This is a genomic window from Phenylobacterium sp., from assembly GCF_031425575.1.
Taxonomy (GTDB): domain Bacteria; phylum Pseudomonadota; class Alphaproteobacteria; order Caulobacterales; family Caulobacteraceae; genus Phenylobacterium.
Map to the genome: position 1 here is coordinate 1 of NZ_JANPJP010000109.1, position 18749 is coordinate 18749.

An 18749-nucleotide genomic window follows, 5' to 3' on the forward strand; every position below is an offset into this window, starting at 1 on the left:
GCCCTGGAGGCCATGTCCCCCCTGCGCTTCGAGGCCGCGCTTTCGCCCCCCATGGCCGCCCGGCTGGAGGGGGTGACCCTGACCCTGGCCGACCTGCTGGCCGTCTGCCGCCCGGTGCTGGCCGCCCAGACCGCTGACCTGCTGCTGGTGGAGGGCGCCGGCGGGGTCATGAGTCCCCTGGCCGAGGACGCCACCGGCCTGGACCTGCAGCTGGCGCTCGGCCTGCCGACGGTTCTGGTGGGCGGCTCCTACCTTGGCGGGGTCAGCCACACCCTGACGGCCCTGGAGGTCCTGCGCACGCGGGGCCTTGCGGTGCTTGGGGTTGTCGTCAGCCAGAGCGCCGATCCGGGCGCCCCCGACTTCCCCCAGACCGTGGCCGCCATCGCCCGCTTCGCCGGCGACGTCCCGGTCCTGGCCGCCCCCCGGGACCACGAGTTCTGGGCGTCAGCCCTGCTCTAGGTTCCGCCGCGCCTGGGACCAGGCCAGCACCCCCATGCCGAGCGCGGTGGACATCAAGGTCCCCACGATCACCCCGATCCGCACCTCGGTCTGGCTGGCCAGGTCGCCGGGGCTGAAGGCCAGGGCGCCGATGAACAGGCTCATGGTGAAGCCCACCCCGCACAGCACCGCCACCCCGTAGAGCTCGATCCACTTGGCCCCCGTCGGCCGCCGGGCCAGCTTCAGCCCCATGGCCAGGGCCGCGGCCCCGAACACCCCCAGCTGCTTGCCCAGGAACAGCCCCAGCGCGACCCCCAGGGCGACCGGGCTGAACAGCTCCTTCAGGGACAGGCCGCTGAACGAGAACCCCGCCGCGGTGAAGGCGAACAGCGGCAGGATCAGGAAGGCCACGTAGCCGTGCAGGCTCTCCATGAAGTAGTGCAGGACCCCGCCCTGGCCGGCCCGCCGCGGCTCGATGGGCACGGCCATGGCTGCGGCGACCCCCGCAAGCGAGGTGTTGACCCCGCTCTTGAGGGTGAAGGCCCAGATCATGGCGAAGCAACAGGCGTAGAAGAAGTACGGCGCGGTCTTCCAGCGCCCCAGCAGGAACATCAAAGCCAAGGTGGAGGCCGCCCCGCCCAGGGCCAGCAGGTTGACCTTGGCGGTGAACAGCAGGGCGATCAGCACCACGGCCGCCAGGTCGTCGGCGATGGCGAGGGTCAGCAGGAACACCCGCAGCGAGGGCGGCAGCTTACGGCCCACGATCGCCAGGGCTGCGAGCGCGAAGGCGATGTCGGTGGCCGTCGCCGTGGGCCAGCCCTGCGGGGCGCCGCCGGGGCCTATGTTCAGCAGCAGATAGACCGCCGCGGGCGCCGCCATGCCGCCGATGGCCGCCAGCACTGGCAGAGCTAGCCGCCGTGGATTGGACAGCTCGCCGCGCAGGATTTCGAACTTGATCTCCATGCCCACGACGAAGAAGAAGATGGCCATCAGGCCTTGCTTCACCCAGTCGGTGACCGAGTGGGTCTCATTGAAGGCGCCCACCTGGATGGTGAGTTCGCGGGAGATGAAGCTGAAATAGTGCTGTGACCACGGGGAGTTGGCCAACAGGATCGCCGCCAGGGCGGCGGCCGCCAGGATCATGCCCGAGGCGGCTTCGGTCTTCAGGAAGTCGAGGGTGATGCGACGCGCCATGGCCGACCGGTAGCATGGGATGGGAAGTGCGAATATAACCGCCGCGCTTGCTCCGACGGGTTTTCACCTCCATCTGGCGACCATGCCCGTCTCCTCCGCCTACCGCCCAGATCCGCGCCTGCCCGCTCTAGGCCCCGAGTTCGCCGACCCCGTCGCCGCGGCCGATTTCCCCCAGACCCTGCTGCGGTTCCGCAATGACCGGGCCGCGGCCACGGTGGGCCTGGACACCCTGACCGACGTCGAGTGGGTCGCGCACTTTGGCCGCTTCCAGCCCCTGCCGGACAACCTGGAGACCCCGCTGGCCCAGCGCTATCACGGCCACCAGTTCCGGGTTTACAACCCCGACCTCGGCGATGGCCGCGGCTTCACCTTCGCCCAGCTTCGGGAGGTTGGGAGCGACCGCCCGTTGGACCTCGGAACCAAGGGCTCAGGGACCACGCCCTGGTCGCGCAGCGGCGACGGGCGTCTGACTCTGAAGGGCGGCATGCGCGAGGTGCTGGCCACCGCCATGCTCGAGGCCCTGGGCGTCCCCACCTCGAAGTCCTTCTCCCTGGTCGAGACCGGCGAGGCCCTGGAGCGGGGTGACGAGCCCAGCCCGACCCGCTCGGCGGTTCTGACCCGGCTGTCCCACAGCCACATCCGCTTCGGAACCTTCCAGCGGCAGGCCTTCCTTGAGCAGCCCCAGGAGATCGTCCGCCTCGTCGACTACGTGATCGAGACCTACTACCCGGAACTGGACAATGCGACGGACCGCACCTCGGCCCTGCTGACCGCGGTGGTGGAGCGAGCCGGGGCGCTGGCGGCGTCCTGGATGGCCGCGGGCTTCGTCCACGGGGTGCTCAACACCGACAACATGAACATCACGGGGGAGAGCTTCGACTACGGCCCCTACCGGTTCCTGCCGCACAACGACCCCAACTTCGTCGCCGCCTATTTCGACCAGCAGGGACTCTACAGCTTCGGCCGCCAGCCGGAGGCGGTGTTCTGGAACCTGCAGAACCTGGGGGGCTGCCTCTCCATGGTCGCCGAACAGCAGCCCCTGGTGGACGCCCTGAACGGCTTCGCCGACGCCTATCGCGGCGGTCTGGCGGCCGCGATGCTCAAGCGTCTCGGCCTGAAGAGCCGGGGCCGGGAGCTGGACGCCGGCCTGGTCAACGCGGCCTTCACGGCTCTGGCGGCCGGCGGCGAGCGGCTGCGCTGGGAGCCCTTCTTCTTCGACTGGTTCTGCGGCGACGTGGGCCGCGCCATGGCCAGCCCGCGGGGGGACATCTATGGTGGCCAGCCCTTCGCCGACTTCCGCCGCCGAGTCGCCGAGACCGAGCCGGATCGTCCCGGCCGCCTGCTCGATCCCTACTTCGCCAAGGCCGAACCCGAGGAACTGCTCATCGACGAGATCGAGGCGATCTGGGACCGCATCGCCGCAGAGGACGACTGGGCTGAATTCCACGCCAAGCTGGGACGGATCGACGCCGCCCGGAGAGCCTGGGACCTTTAGGCCGCCTCGGCAGGTTTCGGCCGGCTGGCCCACTGGGCCAGCACGACGCCCGCCAGCGCCACAGCGGCCCCCACCGCGGGCCAGGTTCCCAGCAGCTCGTCGAACAGCATCCAGCCCAGGGCCGCGGCCACCACCGGCTGGATCAACACCACGACGGAGGCGGTGGCCGCCGGCAGCCGGCCCAGGGCCCAGGCGATGGAGCCTTGGCCCACCACATGCATGAGGCCCAGTCCGGCGCAGGCGGCCCAGCCGCCCAGCCCGGTGGGAATGATCTGCTCGCCCAGGCCCAAGGCGGCCAGCAGCAGCAGGGGGGCGCCGACCAGGGTGGACCAGAACATGATCCGGGTCGCCGACATCGACTGCCGGGCGCTGGAGACCACCAGGAAATAAATCGAGTACCAGACGGCGGTCGCCGCAGAGAGGGCGTCGCCTAGCGGTGGATTGACCCCCGTCGAACCCGCCCCCTTGGTCAGGGCCATCGTCCAGGCGCCAGCCACCGCGAAAGCCACGGCCAGCAGGAACAGGCGGCGAGGCCGCTGCTTCAGAAAGATCCAGACGAAGGCCGTCACCAGGACTGGGGTGAGGTTGGAGAGCACGGTCGCCTTGGCCACTGAGGTATAGGCGATGCCGTAGTGCCAGAAGCCGAGATCAAGCGCGAAGGCGACGCCGGCCAGCACGGCGGCCATGGGCACCCTGCCGATGCCGCCGCCGGCCTTCTGGGCCATCACCGCCAGCAGGGGCAGGGCGAAGACCAGCCGCCAGAAGCCCGCGGCCGCCGGCCCCGTCTCCGACAGCCGCACCAGCACCGGGCCAACCCCGATCACACAGGCGCCCAGCAGCAGCATGGCCAGGGCCTTGCCGCGATCTTCGGGGTGGTCGGTCAAAGGCCCATCTCCGCGCGCAGCTGCTGCGGCGTGACGCCGGCCGTCCTCAGCTCGGCCAGGGTCTGGGCATGGTCGCGCTTGGCGTAGCGCTTGCCGTCAGGACCGGTCAGCAGGCGGTGGTGGCGATAGACCGGGGTTGGCAGGTCCAGCAAGGCCTGCAGCAGCCGCTGGACGTGGGTCGCCTCGAACAGGTCGTGACCGCGGATCACATGGGTCACTCCTTGCAGGGCGTCGTCCAGGGTGACGGCCAAATGGTAGGCGACGCCGACGTCTCGCCGCGCAAGCACCACATCGCCGCCCAGTTCAGGCCGCGCTGGGATGAGGCCGGTTTCTCCATTCGGGCCGAAGCCCTCCTCGGTGAAGGTAAGGGGACCGGCCTGCGCCAGGGCCGCGTCCAGGGACAGCCGCCAGGCGAAGGCTTCCCCGGCGGCCAGCCTGCGCGCGTCCTGGTCGGAGGGCAGGGGCGAGCCGCGCCAGATGTCCATGGTCCCATGGGGCGCCGAGGCGATGGCCTCGGCGATCTCCTTGCGGGTGCGGAAACAGCGATAGAGCAGGCCTCGCTCGGCGAGTCGCTCGATGGCGGCCTGGTACTCGGTGAGGTGTTCCGACTGTCGGCGCACCGGCTGCTCCCATTCGAGCCCGAGCCAGGCCAGGTCCTCGTAGATCGCGGTTTCAAAATCAGGGCGGCAGCGGGTGGCGTCGATGTCCTCGATGCGCAGCACGAAACGACCGCCAGCGGCGCGGGCCGCGTCACGGGCGGTGAGCGCCGAGAAGGCATGCCCACGGTGCAAGAGACCGGTGGGGGAGGGGGCGAAACGGGTGGTGAAGGGCGCGGTCACGCCCCTTGTCTACTTCCCGTGGTCGTCGGCGAATATCTTCATGTGGTCGAAGACGCCGCGCAGGAAGGCTTCCTCGCTGCCGAGGGCGGCTTTCAGGGTGTCGAACTGCTTGAAGGAGGCCATCTCGGCCAGGCCGTGGGCCGCGCACCAGGCTGCGGTGGTGGCCAGTTCCAGGGCGATCTCGTCGGTGGGGTCGGCGCCGGCCTCCACCAAGGTGTCGCGCACCTGGCAGTAGGCGCTGTCGTCCTCCAGATGGACGTGGGAGGGCAGCTCCTCCTTGTTGCGCGAGCCGTCGTACATGATGCGGTAGAGGCTTGGGTTCTCGCGCGCGAAGACCACATAGGCCACGCCCAGCGCCGTCAGCTTGTCCTTCACCGAGTTGGCCGACTTCCGCGCCGCCGCCAGCGAGTCGTTCAGCAGGTCCCAGCCCTCGGCGGCCACGGCCTCCAGCAACTCGCCCTTGTCCTTGAAGTGGTGGTAGGGCGCGGCCGGACTGACGCCCGCCTCTCGCGCCACAGCGCGGAGTGACAGGGCCGAAGGGCCCTCGGATTCCAGCAGACGGCGGGCCGCGTCGATCAGGGCGCGGCTGAGATCGCCGTGGTGATAGGGCCGGGACTCGGCGGCTGCAGATTCTCTCATCGCGCTCACTGTAAAAGTATATCTGGACGCCGTAAAGATCATCTTGACGCCGTTCAGATCGCTGTTATCTTAGCATTGTTCAAATAACAAACGCCCCGCCTCCCCGCGGGTTCAAACTTACAAGGTGTGTGTCATGTCTCTCGCAAACTTCGAACGCTTCTTCGACCGCGTCGCCCCCGCCATCCTTCTGGTCCTGGGCCTCACCGTCGCCGCCGCCACCGCAGTGGCCGGCGCCTAGGAACGAAAGTCGATCCCTGATCGCAAGGGCCCCTTCGGGGGCCCTTTTTTCTTGCGCCATATCCGCCCGCCGAGGTTATGCATAAACGCATAGCGTACAGTGTAAAATGTATCTGTACATTGTTCAGATCAAAGGTATCTTAGCGTTGTTCACATGAACAACCCGGCCGGGGGGCTCCGGCAGACCAAGGACCATCCTCATGTTCACCCACACCGATCACGCCTTCGCCCGCTTCGTCGACACCACCGTCGTCGTCGCCTTTGCCGCCCTCAGCTTCCTGCTGGCCGGCGCCACCGCCATCGTCGGCGCCTGAGTGCTTTCCGGCGCCGCCCCGCTCGCTTGAACCCTAGGGTCGCGAGCGGGGAGCAGCCGTCTCGCCGTCATGGCGATGTCTCAGAATCTCTCCTATAATTCTCCTGCGTCGGGAATCTGGGGCCTGAGGGTCCCAACCGGTTCGCCGATAGAGCGGTTGAGAGTGAGGGCTTAGTCTTCAGTTTCCACGCGTACCCATCTGGCGCTGTAGCGCACCGGGATGACCGGCGATGAAGGTGCTCACCCACCCGCCGTCCGGTTGGCCCTGCCTCGTGCTGAACGCGGATTTCAGGCCGCTCAGCTACTATCCCCTGTCGCTCTGGCCCTGGCAGGATGTGATCAAGGCCGTCTTCCTGGATCGCGTGGACGTGGTCTCGAATTACGACCAGGAAATCCACTCCCCATCCTTCACGATGAAGCTGCCGAGCGTCGTGTCGCTGAAGCAGTATGTGACCCAGGACCGGCCGCCGGCCTTCACACGATTTAACCTGTTCCTGCGCGACGCCTTCACCTGCCAGTACTGCCACTCCGGCGCGGACCTGACCTTTGACCATGTCGTGCCGCGGTCGCGTGGCGGACGCACGACGTGGGAGAATATCGTCACCGCCTGCGCCCGCTGCAATCTCACCAAGGGGGGCCGCACCCCGCAGGAGGCGCACATGTTCCCGCGGCACAAGGCGCGGCGCCCCAGCGCCCACGAACTGCAGGAACGCGGCCGAAAGTTCCCGCCCCACCACCTCCACCAGAGCTGGCTCGACTACCTCTACTGGGACATCGAGCTGGAGGCCTAGCGGGCCTTCAGCCCCTGCTGCTCCAGCCGCCACTTGAACTGGTCGAAGCGGTCCTGGCCGAAGAAGGGTTCGCCGTTGAAGGCGATCATCGGCACGCCGTAGTGGCCCGCCGCGCGCTGGGCTTCCTGGGAGGCCTCGATCACCGCATTGAGGCGCTCGGACTCCGCCTCAACCTTGGCGGCGAAGGTGGCGGGATCCAGGCCGGCCCGCGCCGTGGCCTGGGCGATGTGGTCGCCAAGGTGCCAGTCGTCGACTGTCCCGCTCCAGATCGTCTTGCTGACCTCGTCGAGGAAGGCGAGGCCTCGGCCCTGTTCAGCGGCCAGCGCCCCCATCTGGGTCAGGCGGTGGATGTGCGGCTGGTCCTTGGGATAGGTCCGGGTCGCCATGTCCATGTAGACCGGGTCGGGCCGGGGCCAGCGGAAGGGCAGGCCCAGGAACTGGGCCTCCCGGTGGATGTCAGCGAAGAAGTAGCTGAACCAGAGCGGGTCGCGGGTGTCGAAGAACTCCGGGGTGCGCACCGCCAGCGGATAGACCGGCCGCACGTTGCAGACCACGTCGTAGTCCCGCTCCAGCGCCGTCAGCCGGTGCATGATCATGTAGGAGTAGGGCGAGCGGAAGGACCAGTAGAGGTCGTAGGTCAGGGTCATGGGGTTCCGCCGCCAGCGTGGGTTTCGCTCTGTGCTGAAATAGTGGCATGTATCGCGCCACAATCAAGTCGCCAGGACAACCTCATGCTTCGTCTCCTGCCCCGCCTGCTGATCGGCGCGCTCGGCGCCTTCGCGATCTTCGGCGCCCTGCGGATCTGGATCGATCCAACCCTGCCGGCCGTGACGCTGGGGCTGTCCCCCGTCGGCGGCCTTGGGTTGGCGAGCCTGAGGGCCGATGTCGGCGGCTTCTTCGGCGGTATGGGCGCCTTCGCCCTCGCCGCGGCGATCCGCGACGACCGCCGCCTGGTGACCGTGCCCCTGGTCCTGGTCAGCCTCGCCCTCACCGGCCGGTTGATCACGGCGGGTGTGGAGGGACTGGCGCCGGAGATGGTCCTGCCCATGGTGGTGGAGGCGGCGCTGGCGACCCTGTTCGCCTTCGGACGCCGGACGCTGGGCGCCCGCTAGGCGGCCGTCCGGGCCTCGCGCCACATGGCCCAGGCGGGTGGCGCGTCGGCCCGCGCGCGGAACTCCTGCATCACCTCGAAGCCGAAGCGCCGATAGAGCGGCACGTTGGCCTCGCTTGAGGATTCCAGATAGGCGGGCAGCCCCTGGGCGTCGACCTTGGCCAGGCCCGCCTCCAACATCCGGGAGCCCACCCCCAGGCCCTGAGCCTCGGGTCGAACCCCAAGGAACCACAGATAGGCATGAGGGCGGTCCATGGGGTGCAGCGCGTCCATCGCCTTGCGCATGGCGGCCAGCCGATCGATCCGCCCCAGGCCCGTCGCACCCAGGATGGTGGGGAACATGCGCAGCTCCTGCATCAGGCTGTTGGGCCCCAGCGCCTGAGAGGAGATCCAGATGGAGACCGCGCCGCCGCCGGGGGGGCGGGTCACCTCGCCCGTGGGGAGGGCGACCTCCTTCACCAGCATCTTCATGAAGCGCAGACGGGCGGCCTCGCGGCCCGCGTCATCGCGAAGGAACCAGCAGAACTGCGGGTCCGTCCGGAAGGCCTCGTTCAGATCGTCGGCGACGGCGTCCAGGTCGGCCGGGCCCGCCAGGACGGGGGCCTCGGCGCCGCGGCGCAGGGCTTCGATCTGCGCGTCGGTCATAGCTTCTCGCTGATCTTGATGGCCGCCTTGCAACCGGCGCGGATCACCGCGGCCAGGATCGGGTAGCCGGGCGCGTCGCGGGCGCCTTCCTGCACGGCGTGGTCGCGATGGGCCAGCTCCTCGTCGCGGAACTTTGAGAGTTCTGCGGCCAGGGCCGGTTCACGATCGCTGAGCTCGGCCACCTGGCCGGCATAGTGCTGCTCGATCACGTCCTCCACCGCCTCGGTGCAGGCGTGGGCCGCCTTCTCTCCCAAGAGCGCGGTGCCGGCGCCGAGCGCGAAGGCGGCCAGCCGCCAGACCGGGGTCATGGCGGTGGGGCGCACCCCGTGGTCGGTGAGCAGGGTGTCGAAGCGGGCCAGGTGAACGGCCTCATGGCCCTCCATCTCGGCCAGCTGGCCAGCGATCCGCTCATGGCCCTTGGACCCGCCGAGCACCGCGCGCTGGCCGCGATAGATCTGCACCGCCGCCATTTCACCGGCTTGATCGACCCGCAGGATCTCGGCCAGCCGCGCGGCGGTGGCGCCCTGGCCGGGGCGTGGCGGAATGGGTTTGTCGCTCATGAGCGGGGCCTATCGCGGAGCGCCGCCCAGGCGCTGAAGATGGTCAGCTTCAGCGAGACCAGGGCGTTCCAGCCGGCCATGGAGAGGCCCAGCAACCGCCAGGCGGCCTCGTCACAGGCTGGGGGTTGGATCTTCGCGCCGCCCAGGAGATCACTCATGGCCTGGGCGCTGACGCCGCCGCCCGTGGACGCGCAGGTGGTGGGGCCGGGCCACCACTTCCACTCCGCGCCGCTGTGATAGACCGCGACCCCCACACCCACGGCGAAGACCAGGGCCAGGGCGACGTGGAACAGCCAGCGCCAGCGCAGGATCTTGGGCAGCTTCACCGCCAGGATGCAGGCCAGGGCGACCGTCCCGGCCACCCAGTAGACCTCGCGCGCCCGCAGGCAGAGCGTGCAGGGCGCATAGCCGCCGAAGGTCTCGAAGGCGTGGGCGATCGCCAGCATCAGGGCGGCGGAGCCCAGGGCGAAGAAGGCCCAGCGGTCGAGGACGGCGCGGATGAGCTGCATCATGGCGCGCGATATGAGCGCAAAACCCGGCTCAGCCCAAGACTTTCAGCGCAACAATGCCGCCGATCAGAACCGTCAGGCCGATCACCGTGTACAGGGTCAGCCGCTTTTCCACCTCTTCCCGCACCGCCGGACCGAAGTACTTCAGCAGGGTGGCGGTGAGGAAGAAGCGCGCGCCGCGGGTCACCACCGAGGCCCAGACGAAGGTAAAGAAGGAGAACTCAGCCAGGCCCGAGGCGATGGTCACCAGCTTGTAGGGAATGGGGGTCAGACCCTTGATCAGGATCACCCACAGACCCCATTGGTCAAACCAGGCCTTGAAGGCGGCGTCGCCCTCGGGGTGGCCCATCAGGGCCAGCAGCCAGTGGCCCAGGTCTCCAAGGTGGTAGCCGATGAAGTATCCCAGGCACCCGCCCAGCACCGACGACAGGGTGCAGAGCCCGGCATAGACAAAGGCCCGCTCGGGCCGAGCCAAGACCATGGGCGCCAGCATCACGTCGGGAGGGATCGGGAAGAACGAGCTCTCCGCGAAGGAGACGCCGCACAGCATGACGGGCGCGTGGCGCGACCCGGCCAGGTTCATGACCCAGTCGTACGTTTTGCGAAGCATGGTGATCCGAGGAGGCTGTTCACTCGTTTGCTATCAGCGCCCGACGCACTTGTCTCCTGGGCTCGGTTCGGGCAAGTGGTTTCATATGATACTATATCTCCCGGAAGGTCCGGGAAGGAGTGCGCAGATGAACGCCCAGGCCCCCGGTCGTGACCTCTTTGAGAATCCGCTCGGCACCGATGGTTTCGAGTTTGTCGAATTCACCGCCCCAGAGCCGGACCTGCTGAAGGGCCTGTTCGAGAAGATGGGCTTCACGGCGGTCTCCCGGCACCGCTCGAAGAGCGTCATCCGCATGCGCCAGGGCGACATCAACTTCTTGCTGAACATGGAGCCCAGCGGCCAGCCCGCGGACTTCCGCCAGATTCATGGGCCCTCGGCGAACGCCATGGCCTTCCGGGTCAAGGACGCCGCCAGGGCGATGGCGCTCGCCCTGGAGCGCGGCGCCAAGCAGGTACTGGGACCGGTCGGTCCTATGGAGCTGAACATCCCGGCCATCGAGGGGATCGGCGGTTCGAACCTCTATCTGGTGGACCGCTACGGGGCCCAGGAGATCTACGACGTTGATTTCATTCCGATCCCCGGCGCGGCGGAGCTCGAGGCCGTCAACGGCGTCGGCCTGACCTATCTCGACCACCTGACCCACAACGTGTTCCGCGGCAACATGGGCAAGTGGGCCGACTTCTACGAGCGCATCTTCAACTTCCGGGAGATCCGCTATTTCGACATCGAGGGCGCCCAGACCGGCCTGATCTCCAAGGCCATGACCAGCCCCTGCGGCAAGATCCGCATCCCCCTGAACGAGAGCCAGGACGACCACTCGCAGATCGAGGAGTTCCTCAAGGACTACCACGGCGAGGGAATCCAGCACGTGGCGCTCGGGACCGGCGACATCTACCACGCGGTGGAGACCATGCGGGACCGGGAGGTGCGCTTCCAGTCGGTGCCGGAGACCTATTACGAGCAGCTTCCGGACCGCGTGAAGGGTCACGACGAGAACCTGCAGCGTCTGCGCGCCGACCAGATCCTGATGGACGGCGCCCCCACCGAGGGTCAGGGTCTGCTGCTGCAGATCTTCACCGAGAACATGATCGGGCCGATCTTCTTCGAGCTGATCCAGCGCAAGGGCAACGAGGGGTTCGGCGAGGGCAACTTCAAGGCGCTGTTTGAGTCCATCGAGCTCGACCAGGTGCGCCGCGGGGTCCTGCCGGCCAAGGAGGGCTGATTGCCGCCGAAATGGGCCATTGTCGTGCACGGGGGGGCGGGCGTCATCGAACGCGCCCACCTCAGGCCTGAGCAGGAGGCCGCCTACCGCGCCGCCCTGATCCAGGTGACCGAGGCCGGTTCCCGGGCCTTGAAGGCCGGCGGCCTGGCCCTGGACGCGTGCGAGACCGCCGTCCGCCTGCTGGAGGACGATCCCCTGTTCAACGCCGGACGTGGCGCGGTCTTCACCGCCGAAGGCCGCAACGAACTGGACGCCGCCATCATGGAGGGGCGCACGCTCGCCGCCGGCGCCGTGGCCGGCGTCACCCGCGCCCGGCACCCGATCACGATCGCCCGCGCGGTCATGGAGCGCTCGCCCCATGTGATGCTGATCGGCAAGGGCGCCGACCACTTCGCCGCCGACCAGGGCGAGGAGATGGTGGAGCCGTCCCATTTCCACACCGCCCGCCGCTGGCGCAGCCTGACCAATTTCCTGAAGGCCGAGAAGCTGCCGATCCCGGAGGAGCCAGCCGGCGCGGACCGGCCTGACCCCGCCCAGGGCCTGGCCCACGACGAGGGCAAGCACGGCACCGTGGGGGTCGTGGCCCTCGACATCCACGGCGATGTGGCGGCCGCGACGTCCACCGGCGGCACCACCGGCAAGCGATGGGGCCGGGTGGGAGACTCACCTCTGATCGGGGCGGGGACCTATGCGTCGAACACCGGCTGCGCGGTCTCGGCCACCGGGACCGGCGAGTACTTCATCCGCCTGACCGTCGCGCGCGACATCTCGGCCCTCGTGGAACTGAAGGGCATGAGCCTGCAGGCCGCCGCCGACGAGGTGGTGCAGAACCGGCTGACCGCTCTGGGCGGCGACGGCGGCGTCATCGCTGTCGCGCCGGATGGTCAGATCGCCTGGAGCTTCAACACCTCGGGCATGTATCGCGCCCAGGCGTCCGAGGGGCGTCCGATGACAGTGGGCATCTACAAGGACGAATTCTGATGGCTCGAAACTGGATCCCGGTGCGCGGCGCCCAAGGTGTCCATTCCCGCCAGGCCCACGCCGACATGCCAGACGGCACCTATGAGCGGGAGATCTCCAAGGAGGGCTTCTTCGGCCCCGCCGCCTTCCTGCACCACCCGCGCCCGCCCACCGGCTGGACGAATTTCGAGGGGCCGCTGCGCCCCCGCGCCTTCGACCTCGCCCGCCTGAACGAGGCGCCGGGTTCCCCCTGGAGCGCGCCGGTCGTGCTGCACAACGCCGCGGTCGAGATGCGCTTCTGGAAGCTGGCGTCGCCCATGCCTGCGCTCGCCCGCAACGCCGACGGCGACCAGCTGCTGTTCGTGCATGAGGGGGCCGGCGACCTATTCTGCGACTACGGCCGTATCGGCTACGCGGCCGGGGACTACCTCTACCTGCCGCGCGGGACCATGTGGCGGCTGGCGCCCGGTACGCCCACGGCGGTGCTGATGATCCAGGCCACCAACACCCACTTCTCCCTGCCGGACAAAGGCATGCTGGGCGGGCACGCCCTGTTTGATCCCGCCATGCTCGACACGCCCGCCATGGACGAGGCCTTCCGCGCTCATCAGGCGGAACCGGGCGAATACCGCGTGGAGATCAAGAAGCGCAGCCAGGTCTCGGTGGTGACCTACCCCTACAATCCGATCGACGCGGTGGGATGGCACGGCGATCTCGCCCCCGTGCGCCTCAACGTGAAGGACCTGCGGCCGGTGGTCAGCCACCGCTATCACCTGCCCCCCAGCGTCCACACTACCTTCGTCTCCGACCGCTTCGTGGTGTGCACCTTCGCGCCGCGGCCGTTCGAGACCGATCCGGGGGCCTTGAAGGTCCCGTTCTTCCACAACAACGACGATTACGAGGAAGTCCTCTTCTATCACGCCGGCGACTTCTTCAGTCGGGACGGCATCGACGCCGGCATGATGACCTTCCATCCGTCGGGCTTCACCCATGGCCCGCACCCCAAGGCGCTGAAGAACATGCTCAGCCAGCCCAAGCCCGCCACCGATGAATATGCCGTGATGATCGACACCCGCGACCCGTTGGAGGTTGGCGAGGCCGCCGCGACGGTTGAGAATGCCGCCTATGTCGACAGTTGGAAGACCGCCTAGGTGAAAGTCCCCCTCGACCGCAACAAGTGCACCGCCGTCCCCATGGACGTGCGTATCTGAATGCCCAGCGTCGACCGCCAGCAGGATTTGGCGGACGCCGCCGAGGAAGAACTGGCAAGGGCCTGCGATCTGGGCTGGCGGGAGCTCTCCCAGGTCACCCCCTGGGGCGACACCTACGAAGGCTTTACCCCGGCCGGCCGTTCCGCCCAGTTTGAGCGCAACTACCTTTGGGTCGATGAGACCAAGGGCGACATCTGCGTCGAGGTCGTCGTCTATCAGCCGCAAGCCTATGAGCGCGGGGTGCGCCTGACCCGCGTCATCCCGCGCCGCGATTCAACGAAAACAGAAATGATGGGAGACCAGGAATGAAGCTCGCTTCACTGAAGTGGGGACGCGACGGGCGTCTCGTGGTGGTGTCCAGCGATCTCGCCTGGTGTGTGGAGGCGACCAATATCGCCCCGACCCTGCAGGCGGCCCTGGACGACTGGGAGCGGTGCGAGCCGCTGCTGAAGGGCTTGGCGGAGAGCCTGGACCACGGCTCGCTACCCCGGGTGCGCTTCCATGAGCACGACGCTGAAAGCCCCTTGCCGCGCGCCTATCAGTGGGCCGACGGCTCGGCCTATGTGAACCACGTGGAACTGGTGCGAAAAGCGCGCGGGGCCGCGATGCCCGCCAGCTTCTGGTCCGAGCCCCTGATGTATCAGGGCGGCTCTGACGGCTTCCTGGCCCCCCGCGACCCCATCCCGCTCGCCGACGAAGCCTGGGGCTGCGACATGGAAGGCGAGATCGCGGTGATCACCGGCGACGTGCCTCAGGGGGCGAGCCGGGAGGAGGCGCTTGCCGCCGTCCGACTGGTGATGCTGGCCAATGACGTGTCCCTCCGGAACTTGATCCCGGACGAGCTGGCCAAGAACTTTGGCTTCTTCCAGTCCAAGCCGGCGTCGTCCTTCTCCCCCGTGGCGGTGACTCCTGACAGCCTGGGCGACGCCTGGGCGGACGGCCGCCTGAAGGGCGCACTGGAGGTGGAGCTGAACGGCAAGCCCCTGGGTGAGGCTGACGCCGGCGTCGACATGACCTTTGATTTCGGGGCCCTGATCGCCCACGCCGCCAAGACCCGGGCGCTGGGCGCCGGGACGATTATCGGCTCCGGCACCGTCTCGAATCGCGGTCCCGACGGCGGTCCAGGGAAATCGGTGGCCGAAGGGGGCGTCGGCTATTCCTGCCTCGCGGAGCTGCGGACCGTCGAAACCCTGGCCGGCGGCGCGCCAACCACCCCGTTTCTCAAGGCCGGAGACTGCGTTCGGATTGAAATGCGCGACGCCCGTCGTCACTCCATCTTCGGCGCCATCGAACAGGAGGTCGCGGCCAGATGACCGTTCAGTCCCAGCCCACGGAAGCCGCGGCCGTCCCGGGGCTGAAGCTGGACGCCTATCTGCCCTACCGGTTGTCGGTGGCCTCCAATGCGGTCTCGGGCCTGATCGCCCGAGCCTACGAGGATCGCTTTGGCCTGACCATTCCGCAGTGGCGGCTGATCTGCGTGCTGGCGGAGGACGGCGGCCTGACCCAGGGCGCCATCGTTTCACGCACGGGCATGGACAAGGTGACGGTGAGCCGCGCGGCCCAGGGCTTGTTCAAGCGCCGCCTACTGGAACGGTCGGATCACCATGCCGACGGGCGCTCGCACGTCCTGGCCCTGACCCAGGAGGGCTCGCGTCTCCATGCGGAGATCGCCCCCCTGGCCCTGGCCTATGAGGCGGCCCTGATATCCGGGCTCGCGCCTGACGAGGTGTCGCTGCTCAAGCGGCTCTTGAACCGCCTGCAGATGGCGGCCAACGCCTTGGCCGGCGACACGGGGGAGGCGCTTAGTGCGCCGTCTCCGGCATCCGGACGCCCCAACGGTGGGAACCCTCGCCGAACCGCAGGGTGAAGCCGAAGCTCTCGCGCTTCTCGGTGTCGTTCCAGGCCGCCTCGAAGCTGGTGATGACCGTGGTCTCCAGCTCCTCGGGGATGTTGCGGACATCGACCCCTGAGTCGCGGGCCATCTGCATGATGACCTCCCGCCGGTGCGCCTCGCCGCCGAACTGCATCAAGGTCTGCCGGATGCGCTCGGCCACGGCCTCCGCGCTGGTCTTGGGGCGCGGCTTCCGCCGCCGTTCGGTTTGGATCTTTTCCATGATCACGCCTCCCACCTGAAGAGGGTGCGCTCGGGTCGTTTATCGCGTCGTTAAGGCTCACGCTTAACTTGTGTTTGCGACGTTCTACCCGCCGCCCAGCGCCACGGTGAGCTGGTAGACGATCAGCGCGGCGATATAGGCCAGGGTGATCATGTAGCCGAACATGACCGTGGGCCAGATCCAGCTGTTGGTCTCGCGCTTCACCACCCCCAGCGTCGCCACGCACTGCGGAGCGAACACATACCAAGCAAGGAACGACAGGCCGGAGGCGAGGGACCATTGCTCGGCCAACCGGGCCGAAAGCCCGCCGGTGTTGGTCTCGGCGTCGCCCACCGCGTAGACGGTGCCCAGGGCCGCGACAGCGACCTCCCGGGCGGCCATGCCGGGGACCAGTGCCACCGACATCTGCCAGTTGAACCCGATGGGGGCGAGGAGGGGCTGGATGAAGTGGCCGATCATGCCGGCGAAGCTGTAGTCGATGGCCGGACCCGTTGCGCCCGCCGGCGGATAGGGGAAGGTCGACAGGAACCAGACGAGCACCATCAGGGGCAGGATGATGCGGCCCGCCCGGCTCATGAAAATCTGACCTCGTTGCAGCAGACTGCGCGCGACGTTGGCGGGGTCGGGCTTCTTGTAGGTGGGCAGCTCCATCATGAAGGGCTCGCTCATGCCCCGCCAGAGGAAGCGCCGGATGACGAAGGAGACGCCCAGGGCCGACAGGATGCCCGCCGCATAGAGGCCGAACATCACCAGGCCTTGGAGGCTGAAGACCCCACCCACAACCTTGGCCGGGATCACCGCCCCGATGATCAGGGTGTAGACCGGAATCCGCGCCGAGCAGGTCATCAGCGGCGCCACCAGGATCGTGGTCAGCCGGTCGCGTTTGCTATCGATCACCCGAGTCGACATGACCCCCGGAATGGCGCAGGCGAAGGAGGACAGCAGGGGGATGAAGGCCCGTCCATGCAGCCCAGCCCCGCCCATGATCTTGTCCATCAGGAAGGCCGCCCGGGCCATGTAACCGGAGTCCTCCAGCATGATGATGAACAGGAACAGGATCAAAATCTGCGGCAGGAAGACCAGGACGCTGCCAACGCCGGCGATGACGCCGTCGACGATCAGGCTGCGGACCAGGCCCTCCGGGATCGCCAGGGCTACGAGCCCTCCGAGGCCTGTCATCCCGGCGTCGATCAGGTCCATCAGGGGCGTGGCCCAGGTGAACACCGCCTGGAACATCAGCAGCAGGATGGCCAGCAGGATGGCCAGGCCCCAGACGGGATGCAGCAGCACGCCGTCCACCTTACCGGTCAGGGTGTCGGGACGCTCGGGCGGCCGGACGTGGGCCTTCATCAGGCGCTGGGCCTCGCGGTGCGCGTCGCGGATCTCGCCGGCGTCGGGCGCGCGCCATTCTCGGGCGACGGTCGCCGCGGCCTCCAGGGTCGTGGCGTCGATCTGGGCCACCAGTTCCTCGATGCCGCGCTTGCGGGTGGCCACCGTGGTGACGATCGGCGCGCCGATGTCGCGCGCCAACCCCTCGAGGTCGATCCGCAGGCCCTGACGCTGGGCGATGTCGAACATGTTGAGGGCGAGCACCAGCGGCCGGCCCACCTGCTTCAGCTCCAGGATCAGGCGCAGCACCAGGCGCAGGTTGGTGGCGTCGGCCACGCAGACGATGGCGTCGGGAGGGGTCTCGCCGGCCAGCTGGCCCAGGACCGCATCACGGGTGACCGCCTCGTCGGGGCTGCGGGCGCGCAGGGAATAGGTGCCGGGTAGGTCCAGCACGTGGATTGTGCGGCCTGAGGCGGTGGTGACCGTCCCTTCCTTCCGTTCCACGGTGACGCCGGCATAGTTGGCGACCTTCTGGCGGCTGCCGGTCAGGGCGTTGAAGAGGGCGGTCTTGCCGGAGTTCGGATTGCCGACCAGGGCGACCCGGGCCGGCGACAGGGCGACGTCGCTCATCGACGGTCCAACAGGATGATGACGTCACCGGCGTCGCGGCGTCGCAGGGCGACGCGCATATCGTCGAGGCGCACGGCGATGGGGTCGTGGCCGATCGCGCCCTCGTGGATCACCTCGACGCGGGCCCCCTCCACGAAACCGAACTCCAGCAGGCGGCGCTGCAGCTCCTCGATATCGACCCCATGATCCCTGCCGTCGTCATCGGCGCGTACATCGATGATCACGCCTCTATCGCCGACGGAGGCGTCGCTCAGCCGAAGGGTGATCCCTACCTCGGGGATGGCCACGGCGACCTCCACGCGGTCGAGCGACAGATTGTTCATGCGGACGTCCCCAATCATTGCGAGTGATTATCATTCGAACGAGGGCGCGTCGAGAGTGTCCCCATGCTTGCGGCGAAGCGTCTCGCCGGAACCTGGAGACGCGTCAGGAATTGGCTGCTCCAGCAGCGGGAGGAAACTGATTTGGACCTGGTCATCGTCAAGCGCGCCCTGGGCGTTATCAGCCTGGGCCTGGGCCTGGTGGCGGTCGCCGCGCCAAGACAGTTCGCCAAGTTCGTCGGTCTGCCCTCAGACGATGAGAAGGTCGCCGCCTTCGGCGCCCGCGCGATTGCGGCCGGGGCCGGACTGCTGTCGCCCGTGCGGCCAGGTCCCTGGCTGTGGCTGCGGGTCGGCGGCGATGCAGTGGACCTGCTAACCCTCAGCAAGGCCACCGGCCGCGAAAACCCCCGGCGCCACGCCGCCATGGCCGCCGCCGCCGTGGTGGGCGCCATTGTGGTGCTGGACATCGTGCTGGCCGCCCACGCCGCCCTACATCGCGACGAGGACGAGGCTGCGGCCAAGTAGGTCAATCGCCGCTTGCGGCGGCGAGTCCCGCCGCTACATTGCGCGCCGCTCCTGGGGCCCCAGTGGCGAAATGGTAGACGCGGCAGACTCAAAATCTGTTGCCGAGAGGCGTGTTGGTTCGAGTCCGACCTGGGGCACCAAGCTAGAAGTCAGGGACAGGCCTACGGCCGTCC

The 18749-nt window shown here is 68.2% G+C and carries 23 protein-coding genes and 1 tRNA gene; 12 read left to right on the forward strand and 12 right to left on the reverse strand.

What is annotated here, in order from left to right:
* The coding region (locus tag RMO97_RS06185) for a dethiobiotin synthase (protein ID WP_310539653.1) at nucleotides 1-459 on the forward strand (459 nt) is incomplete at its 5' end.
* Here RMO97_RS06185 and nhaA read toward each other — a convergent pair.
* Nucleotides 445-1632 (reverse strand): Na+/H+ antiporter NhaA, encoded by a 1188-nt coding sequence (gene nhaA, locus RMO97_RS06190; RefSeq protein WP_310539654.1) that lies wholly within the window; start codon nucleotides 1630-1632, stop codon nucleotides 445-447. The genes RMO97_RS06185 and nhaA overlap by 15 nt on opposite strands.
* 82 nt (nucleotides 1633-1714) lie before the next feature.
* Here nhaA and RMO97_RS06195 point away from each other — a divergent pair, with 82 nt between their 5' ends.
* Complete coding sequence (locus RMO97_RS06195) at nucleotides 1715-3127, forward strand: protein adenylyltransferase SelO family protein (protein WP_310539655.1); 1413 nt, start codon at nucleotides 1715-1717, stop codon at nucleotides 3125-3127.
* Here the strand turns inward: RMO97_RS06195 and RMO97_RS06200 are convergent.
* The 3 genes from RMO97_RS06200 to RMO97_RS06210 are packed head-to-tail and all read right to left on the reverse strand — an operon-like array spanning nucleotide 3124 to nucleotide 5489.
* Nucleotides 3124-4011, reverse strand: a complete 888-nt coding sequence (locus RMO97_RS06200; protein ID WP_310539656.1) for an EamA family transporter — start codon at nucleotides 4009-4011, stop codon at nucleotides 3124-3126. The two genes, RMO97_RS06195 and RMO97_RS06200, sit on opposite strands and share 4 nt — an antisense overlap.
* Entirely contained in the window at nucleotides 4008-4850 is an 843-nt protein-coding gene (gene gluQRS / locus RMO97_RS06205) for a tRNA glutamyl-Q(34) synthetase GluQRS (protein ID WP_310539657.1), read from the reverse strand. Before gluQRS ends, RMO97_RS06200 begins: the two co-directional genes overlap by 4 nt.
* A 9-nt stretch (nucleotides 4851-4859) precedes the next feature.
* Complete coding sequence (locus RMO97_RS06210; protein WP_310539658.1) at nucleotides 4860-5489, reverse strand: TetR/AcrR family transcriptional regulator; 630 nt, start codon at nucleotides 5487-5489, stop codon at nucleotides 4860-4862.
* A 780-nt stretch (nucleotides 5490-6269) separates the two neighbouring features.
* Here RMO97_RS06210 and RMO97_RS06215 point away from each other — a divergent pair.
* Nucleotides 6270-6830 (forward strand): HNH endonuclease, encoded by a 561-nt coding sequence (locus RMO97_RS06215; RefSeq protein ID WP_310539659.1) that lies wholly within the window; start codon nucleotides 6270-6272, stop codon nucleotides 6828-6830.
* Here RMO97_RS06215 and RMO97_RS06220 read toward each other — a convergent pair.
* The gene (locus tag RMO97_RS06220) at nucleotides 6827-7477 is read right to left on the reverse strand and encodes a DsbA family protein (RefSeq protein WP_310539660.1); all 651 of its coding nucleotides are present in this window, start codon (nucleotides 7475-7477) and stop codon (nucleotides 6827-6829) included. The genes RMO97_RS06215 and RMO97_RS06220 overlap by 4 nt on opposite strands.
* An 84-nt stretch (nucleotides 7478-7561) precedes the next feature.
* Here RMO97_RS06220 and RMO97_RS06225 point away from each other — a divergent pair, with 84 nt between their 5' ends.
* Nucleotides 7562-7942, forward strand: a complete 381-nt coding sequence (locus RMO97_RS06225) for a hypothetical protein (RefSeq protein WP_310539661.1) — start codon at nucleotides 7562-7564, stop codon at nucleotides 7940-7942.
* Here the strand turns inward: RMO97_RS06225 and RMO97_RS06230 are convergent.
* Genes RMO97_RS06230 through RMO97_RS06245 form a run of 4 tightly spaced genes read right to left on the reverse strand, consistent with a single transcriptional unit; the run spans nucleotide 7939 to nucleotide 10265 of the window.
* Nucleotides 7939-8586: a GNAT family N-acetyltransferase gene (locus tag RMO97_RS06230; protein WP_310539662.1), complete on the reverse strand. Its 648-nt coding sequence runs from the start codon at nucleotides 8584-8586 to the stop codon at nucleotides 7939-7941. The two genes, RMO97_RS06225 and RMO97_RS06230, sit on opposite strands and share 4 nt — an antisense overlap.
* Nucleotides 8583-9146, reverse strand: a complete 564-nt coding sequence (locus RMO97_RS06235) for a demethoxyubiquinone hydroxylase family protein (RefSeq protein WP_310539663.1) — start codon at nucleotides 9144-9146, stop codon at nucleotides 8583-8585. Before RMO97_RS06235 ends, RMO97_RS06230 begins: the two co-directional genes overlap by 4 nt.
* Nucleotides 9143-9658, reverse strand: coding sequence for a disulfide bond formation protein B (locus tag RMO97_RS06240; RefSeq protein WP_310539664.1), 516 nt, complete (start codon nucleotides 9656-9658; stop codon nucleotides 9143-9145). The genes RMO97_RS06235 and RMO97_RS06240 overlap by 4 nt, the downstream gene beginning before the upstream one ends.
* A 28-nt stretch (nucleotides 9659-9686) precedes the next feature.
* Nucleotides 9687-10265, reverse strand: a complete 579-nt coding sequence (locus RMO97_RS06245) for a YqaA family protein (RefSeq protein ID WP_310539665.1) — start codon at nucleotides 10263-10265, stop codon at nucleotides 9687-9689.
* Nucleotides 10266-10392: 127 nt separating this feature from the next.
* On the opposite strand from RMO97_RS06245, the gene hppD reads away from it, so the two are divergent.
* The 6 genes from hppD to RMO97_RS06275 are packed head-to-tail and all read left to right on the forward strand — an operon-like array spanning nucleotide 10393 to nucleotide 15525.
* Entirely contained in the window at nucleotides 10393-11487 is a 1095-nt protein-coding gene (gene hppD, locus RMO97_RS06250; protein ID WP_310539666.1) for a 4-hydroxyphenylpyruvate dioxygenase, read from the forward strand.
* The gene (locus tag RMO97_RS06255; protein WP_310539667.1) at nucleotides 11488-12468 is read left to right on the forward strand and encodes an isoaspartyl peptidase/L-asparaginase; all 981 of its coding nucleotides are present in this window, start codon (nucleotides 11488-11490) and stop codon (nucleotides 12466-12468) included.
* Complete coding sequence (locus RMO97_RS06260; protein ID WP_310539668.1) at nucleotides 12468-13598, forward strand: homogentisate 1,2-dioxygenase; 1131 nt, start codon at nucleotides 12468-12470, stop codon at nucleotides 13596-13598. The genes RMO97_RS06255 and RMO97_RS06260 overlap by 1 nt, the downstream gene beginning before the upstream one ends.
* Before the next feature lie 60 nt (nucleotides 13599-13658).
* Nucleotides 13659-13967: a hypothetical protein gene (locus tag RMO97_RS06265; RefSeq protein WP_310539669.1), complete on the forward strand. Its 309-nt coding sequence runs from the start codon at nucleotides 13659-13661 to the stop codon at nucleotides 13965-13967.
* Nucleotides 13964-14971, forward strand: coding sequence for a fumarylacetoacetate hydrolase family protein (locus RMO97_RS06270; RefSeq protein ID WP_310539670.1), 1008 nt, complete (start codon nucleotides 13964-13966; stop codon nucleotides 14969-14971). Before RMO97_RS06265 ends, RMO97_RS06270 begins: the two co-directional genes overlap by 4 nt.
* Nucleotides 14968-15525 carry a MarR family winged helix-turn-helix transcriptional regulator gene (locus RMO97_RS06275; protein ID WP_310539671.1) on the forward strand — a complete coding sequence of 186 codons (558 nt, stop codon included), beginning with the start codon at nucleotides 14968-14970 and terminating at the stop codon, nucleotides 15523-15525. Before RMO97_RS06270 ends, RMO97_RS06275 begins: the two co-directional genes overlap by 4 nt.
* Here the strand turns inward: RMO97_RS06275 and RMO97_RS06280 are convergent.
* The 3 genes from RMO97_RS06280 to RMO97_RS06290 form a co-directional block, all read right to left on the reverse strand.
* Nucleotides 15461-15772, reverse strand: coding sequence for a hypothetical protein (locus RMO97_RS06280; protein ID WP_304775499.1), 312 nt, complete (start codon nucleotides 15770-15772; stop codon nucleotides 15461-15463). The two genes, RMO97_RS06275 and RMO97_RS06280, sit on opposite strands and share 65 nt — an antisense overlap.
* Nucleotides 15773-15856: 84 nt before the next feature.
* Entirely contained in the window at nucleotides 15857-17731 is a 1875-nt protein-coding gene (locus RMO97_RS06285) for a ferrous iron transporter B (RefSeq protein WP_310539672.1), read from the reverse strand.
* A complete protein-coding gene (locus RMO97_RS06290) occupies nucleotides 17728-18054 on the reverse strand; it encodes a FeoA family protein (RefSeq protein ID WP_310539673.1) in 327 nt (108 codons plus the stop codon). The genes RMO97_RS06285 and RMO97_RS06290 overlap by 4 nt, the downstream gene beginning before the upstream one ends.
* Before the next feature lie 141 nt (nucleotides 18055-18195).
* On the opposite strand from RMO97_RS06290, the gene RMO97_RS06295 reads away from it, so the two are divergent.
* A complete protein-coding gene (locus tag RMO97_RS06295) occupies nucleotides 18196-18576 on the forward strand; it encodes a hypothetical protein (protein ID WP_310539674.1) in 381 nt (126 codons plus the stop codon).
* A gap of 56 nt (nucleotides 18577-18632) precedes the next feature.
* Nucleotides 18633-18716: transfer RNA gene (locus tag RMO97_RS06300), tRNA-Leu, on the forward strand.
* The last annotated feature ends 33 nt before the right edge of the window (nucleotides 18717-18749 follow it).

Coding starts and splice junctions, on each gene's coding strand:
- nhaA (WP_310539654.1), bottom strand. CDS start 1,632: ATGGCGCGTCGCATCACCCTCGACTTCCTGAAGACCGAAGCCGCCTCG.
- RMO97_RS06195 (WP_310539655.1), top strand. CDS start 1,715: ATGCCCGTCTCCTCCGCCTACCGCCCAGATCCGCGCCTGCCCGCTCTA.
- RMO97_RS06210 (WP_310539658.1), bottom strand. CDS start 5,489: ATGAGAGAATCTGCAGCCGCCGAGTCCCGGCCCTATCACCACGGCGAT.
- RMO97_RS06215 (WP_310539659.1), top strand. CDS start 6,270: ATGAAGGTGCTCACCCACCCGCCGTCCGGTTGGCCCTGCCTCGTGCTG.
- RMO97_RS06220 (WP_310539660.1), bottom strand. CDS start 7,477: ATGACCCTGACCTACGACCTCTACTGGTCCTTCCGCTCGCCCTACTCC.
- RMO97_RS06225 (WP_310539661.1), top strand. CDS start 7,562: ATGCTTCGTCTCCTGCCCCGCCTGCTGATCGGCGCGCTCGGCGCCTTC.
- RMO97_RS06230 (WP_310539662.1), bottom strand. CDS start 8,586: ATGACCGACGCGCAGATCGAAGCCCTGCGCCGCGGCGCCGAGGCCCCC.
- RMO97_RS06235 (WP_310539663.1), bottom strand. CDS start 9,146: ATGAGCGACAAACCCATTCCGCCACGCCCCGGCCAGGGCGCCACCGCC.
- RMO97_RS06240 (WP_310539664.1), bottom strand. CDS start 9,658: ATGATGCAGCTCATCCGCGCCGTCCTCGACCGCTGGGCCTTCTTCGCC.
- RMO97_RS06245 (WP_310539665.1), bottom strand. CDS start 10,265: ATGCTTCGCAAAACGTACGACTGGGTCATGAACCTGGCCGGGTCGCGC.
- hppD (WP_310539666.1), top strand. CDS start 10,393: ATGAACGCCCAGGCCCCCGGTCGTGACCTCTTTGAGAATCCGCTCGGC.
- RMO97_RS06260 (WP_310539668.1), top strand. CDS start 12,468: ATGGCTCGAAACTGGATCCCGGTGCGCGGCGCCCAAGGTGTCCATTCC.
- RMO97_RS06265 (WP_310539669.1), top strand. CDS start 13,659: ATGCCCAGCGTCGACCGCCAGCAGGATTTGGCGGACGCCGCCGAGGAA.
- RMO97_RS06270 (WP_310539670.1), top strand. CDS start 13,964: ATGAAGCTCGCTTCACTGAAGTGGGGACGCGACGGGCGTCTCGTGGTG.
- RMO97_RS06275 (WP_310539671.1), top strand. CDS start 14,968: ATGACCGTTCAGTCCCAGCCCACGGAAGCCGCGGCCGTCCCGGGGCTG.
- RMO97_RS06280 (WP_304775499.1), bottom strand. CDS start 15,772: ATGGAAAAGATCCAAACCGAACGGCGGCGGAAGCCGCGCCCCAAGACC.
- RMO97_RS06285 (WP_310539672.1), bottom strand. CDS start 17,731: ATGAGCGACGTCGCCCTGTCGCCGGCCCGGGTCGCCCTGGTCGGCAAT.
- RMO97_RS06290 (WP_310539673.1), bottom strand. CDS start 18,054: ATGAACAATCTGTCGCTCGACCGCGTGGAGGTCGCCGTGGCCATCCCC.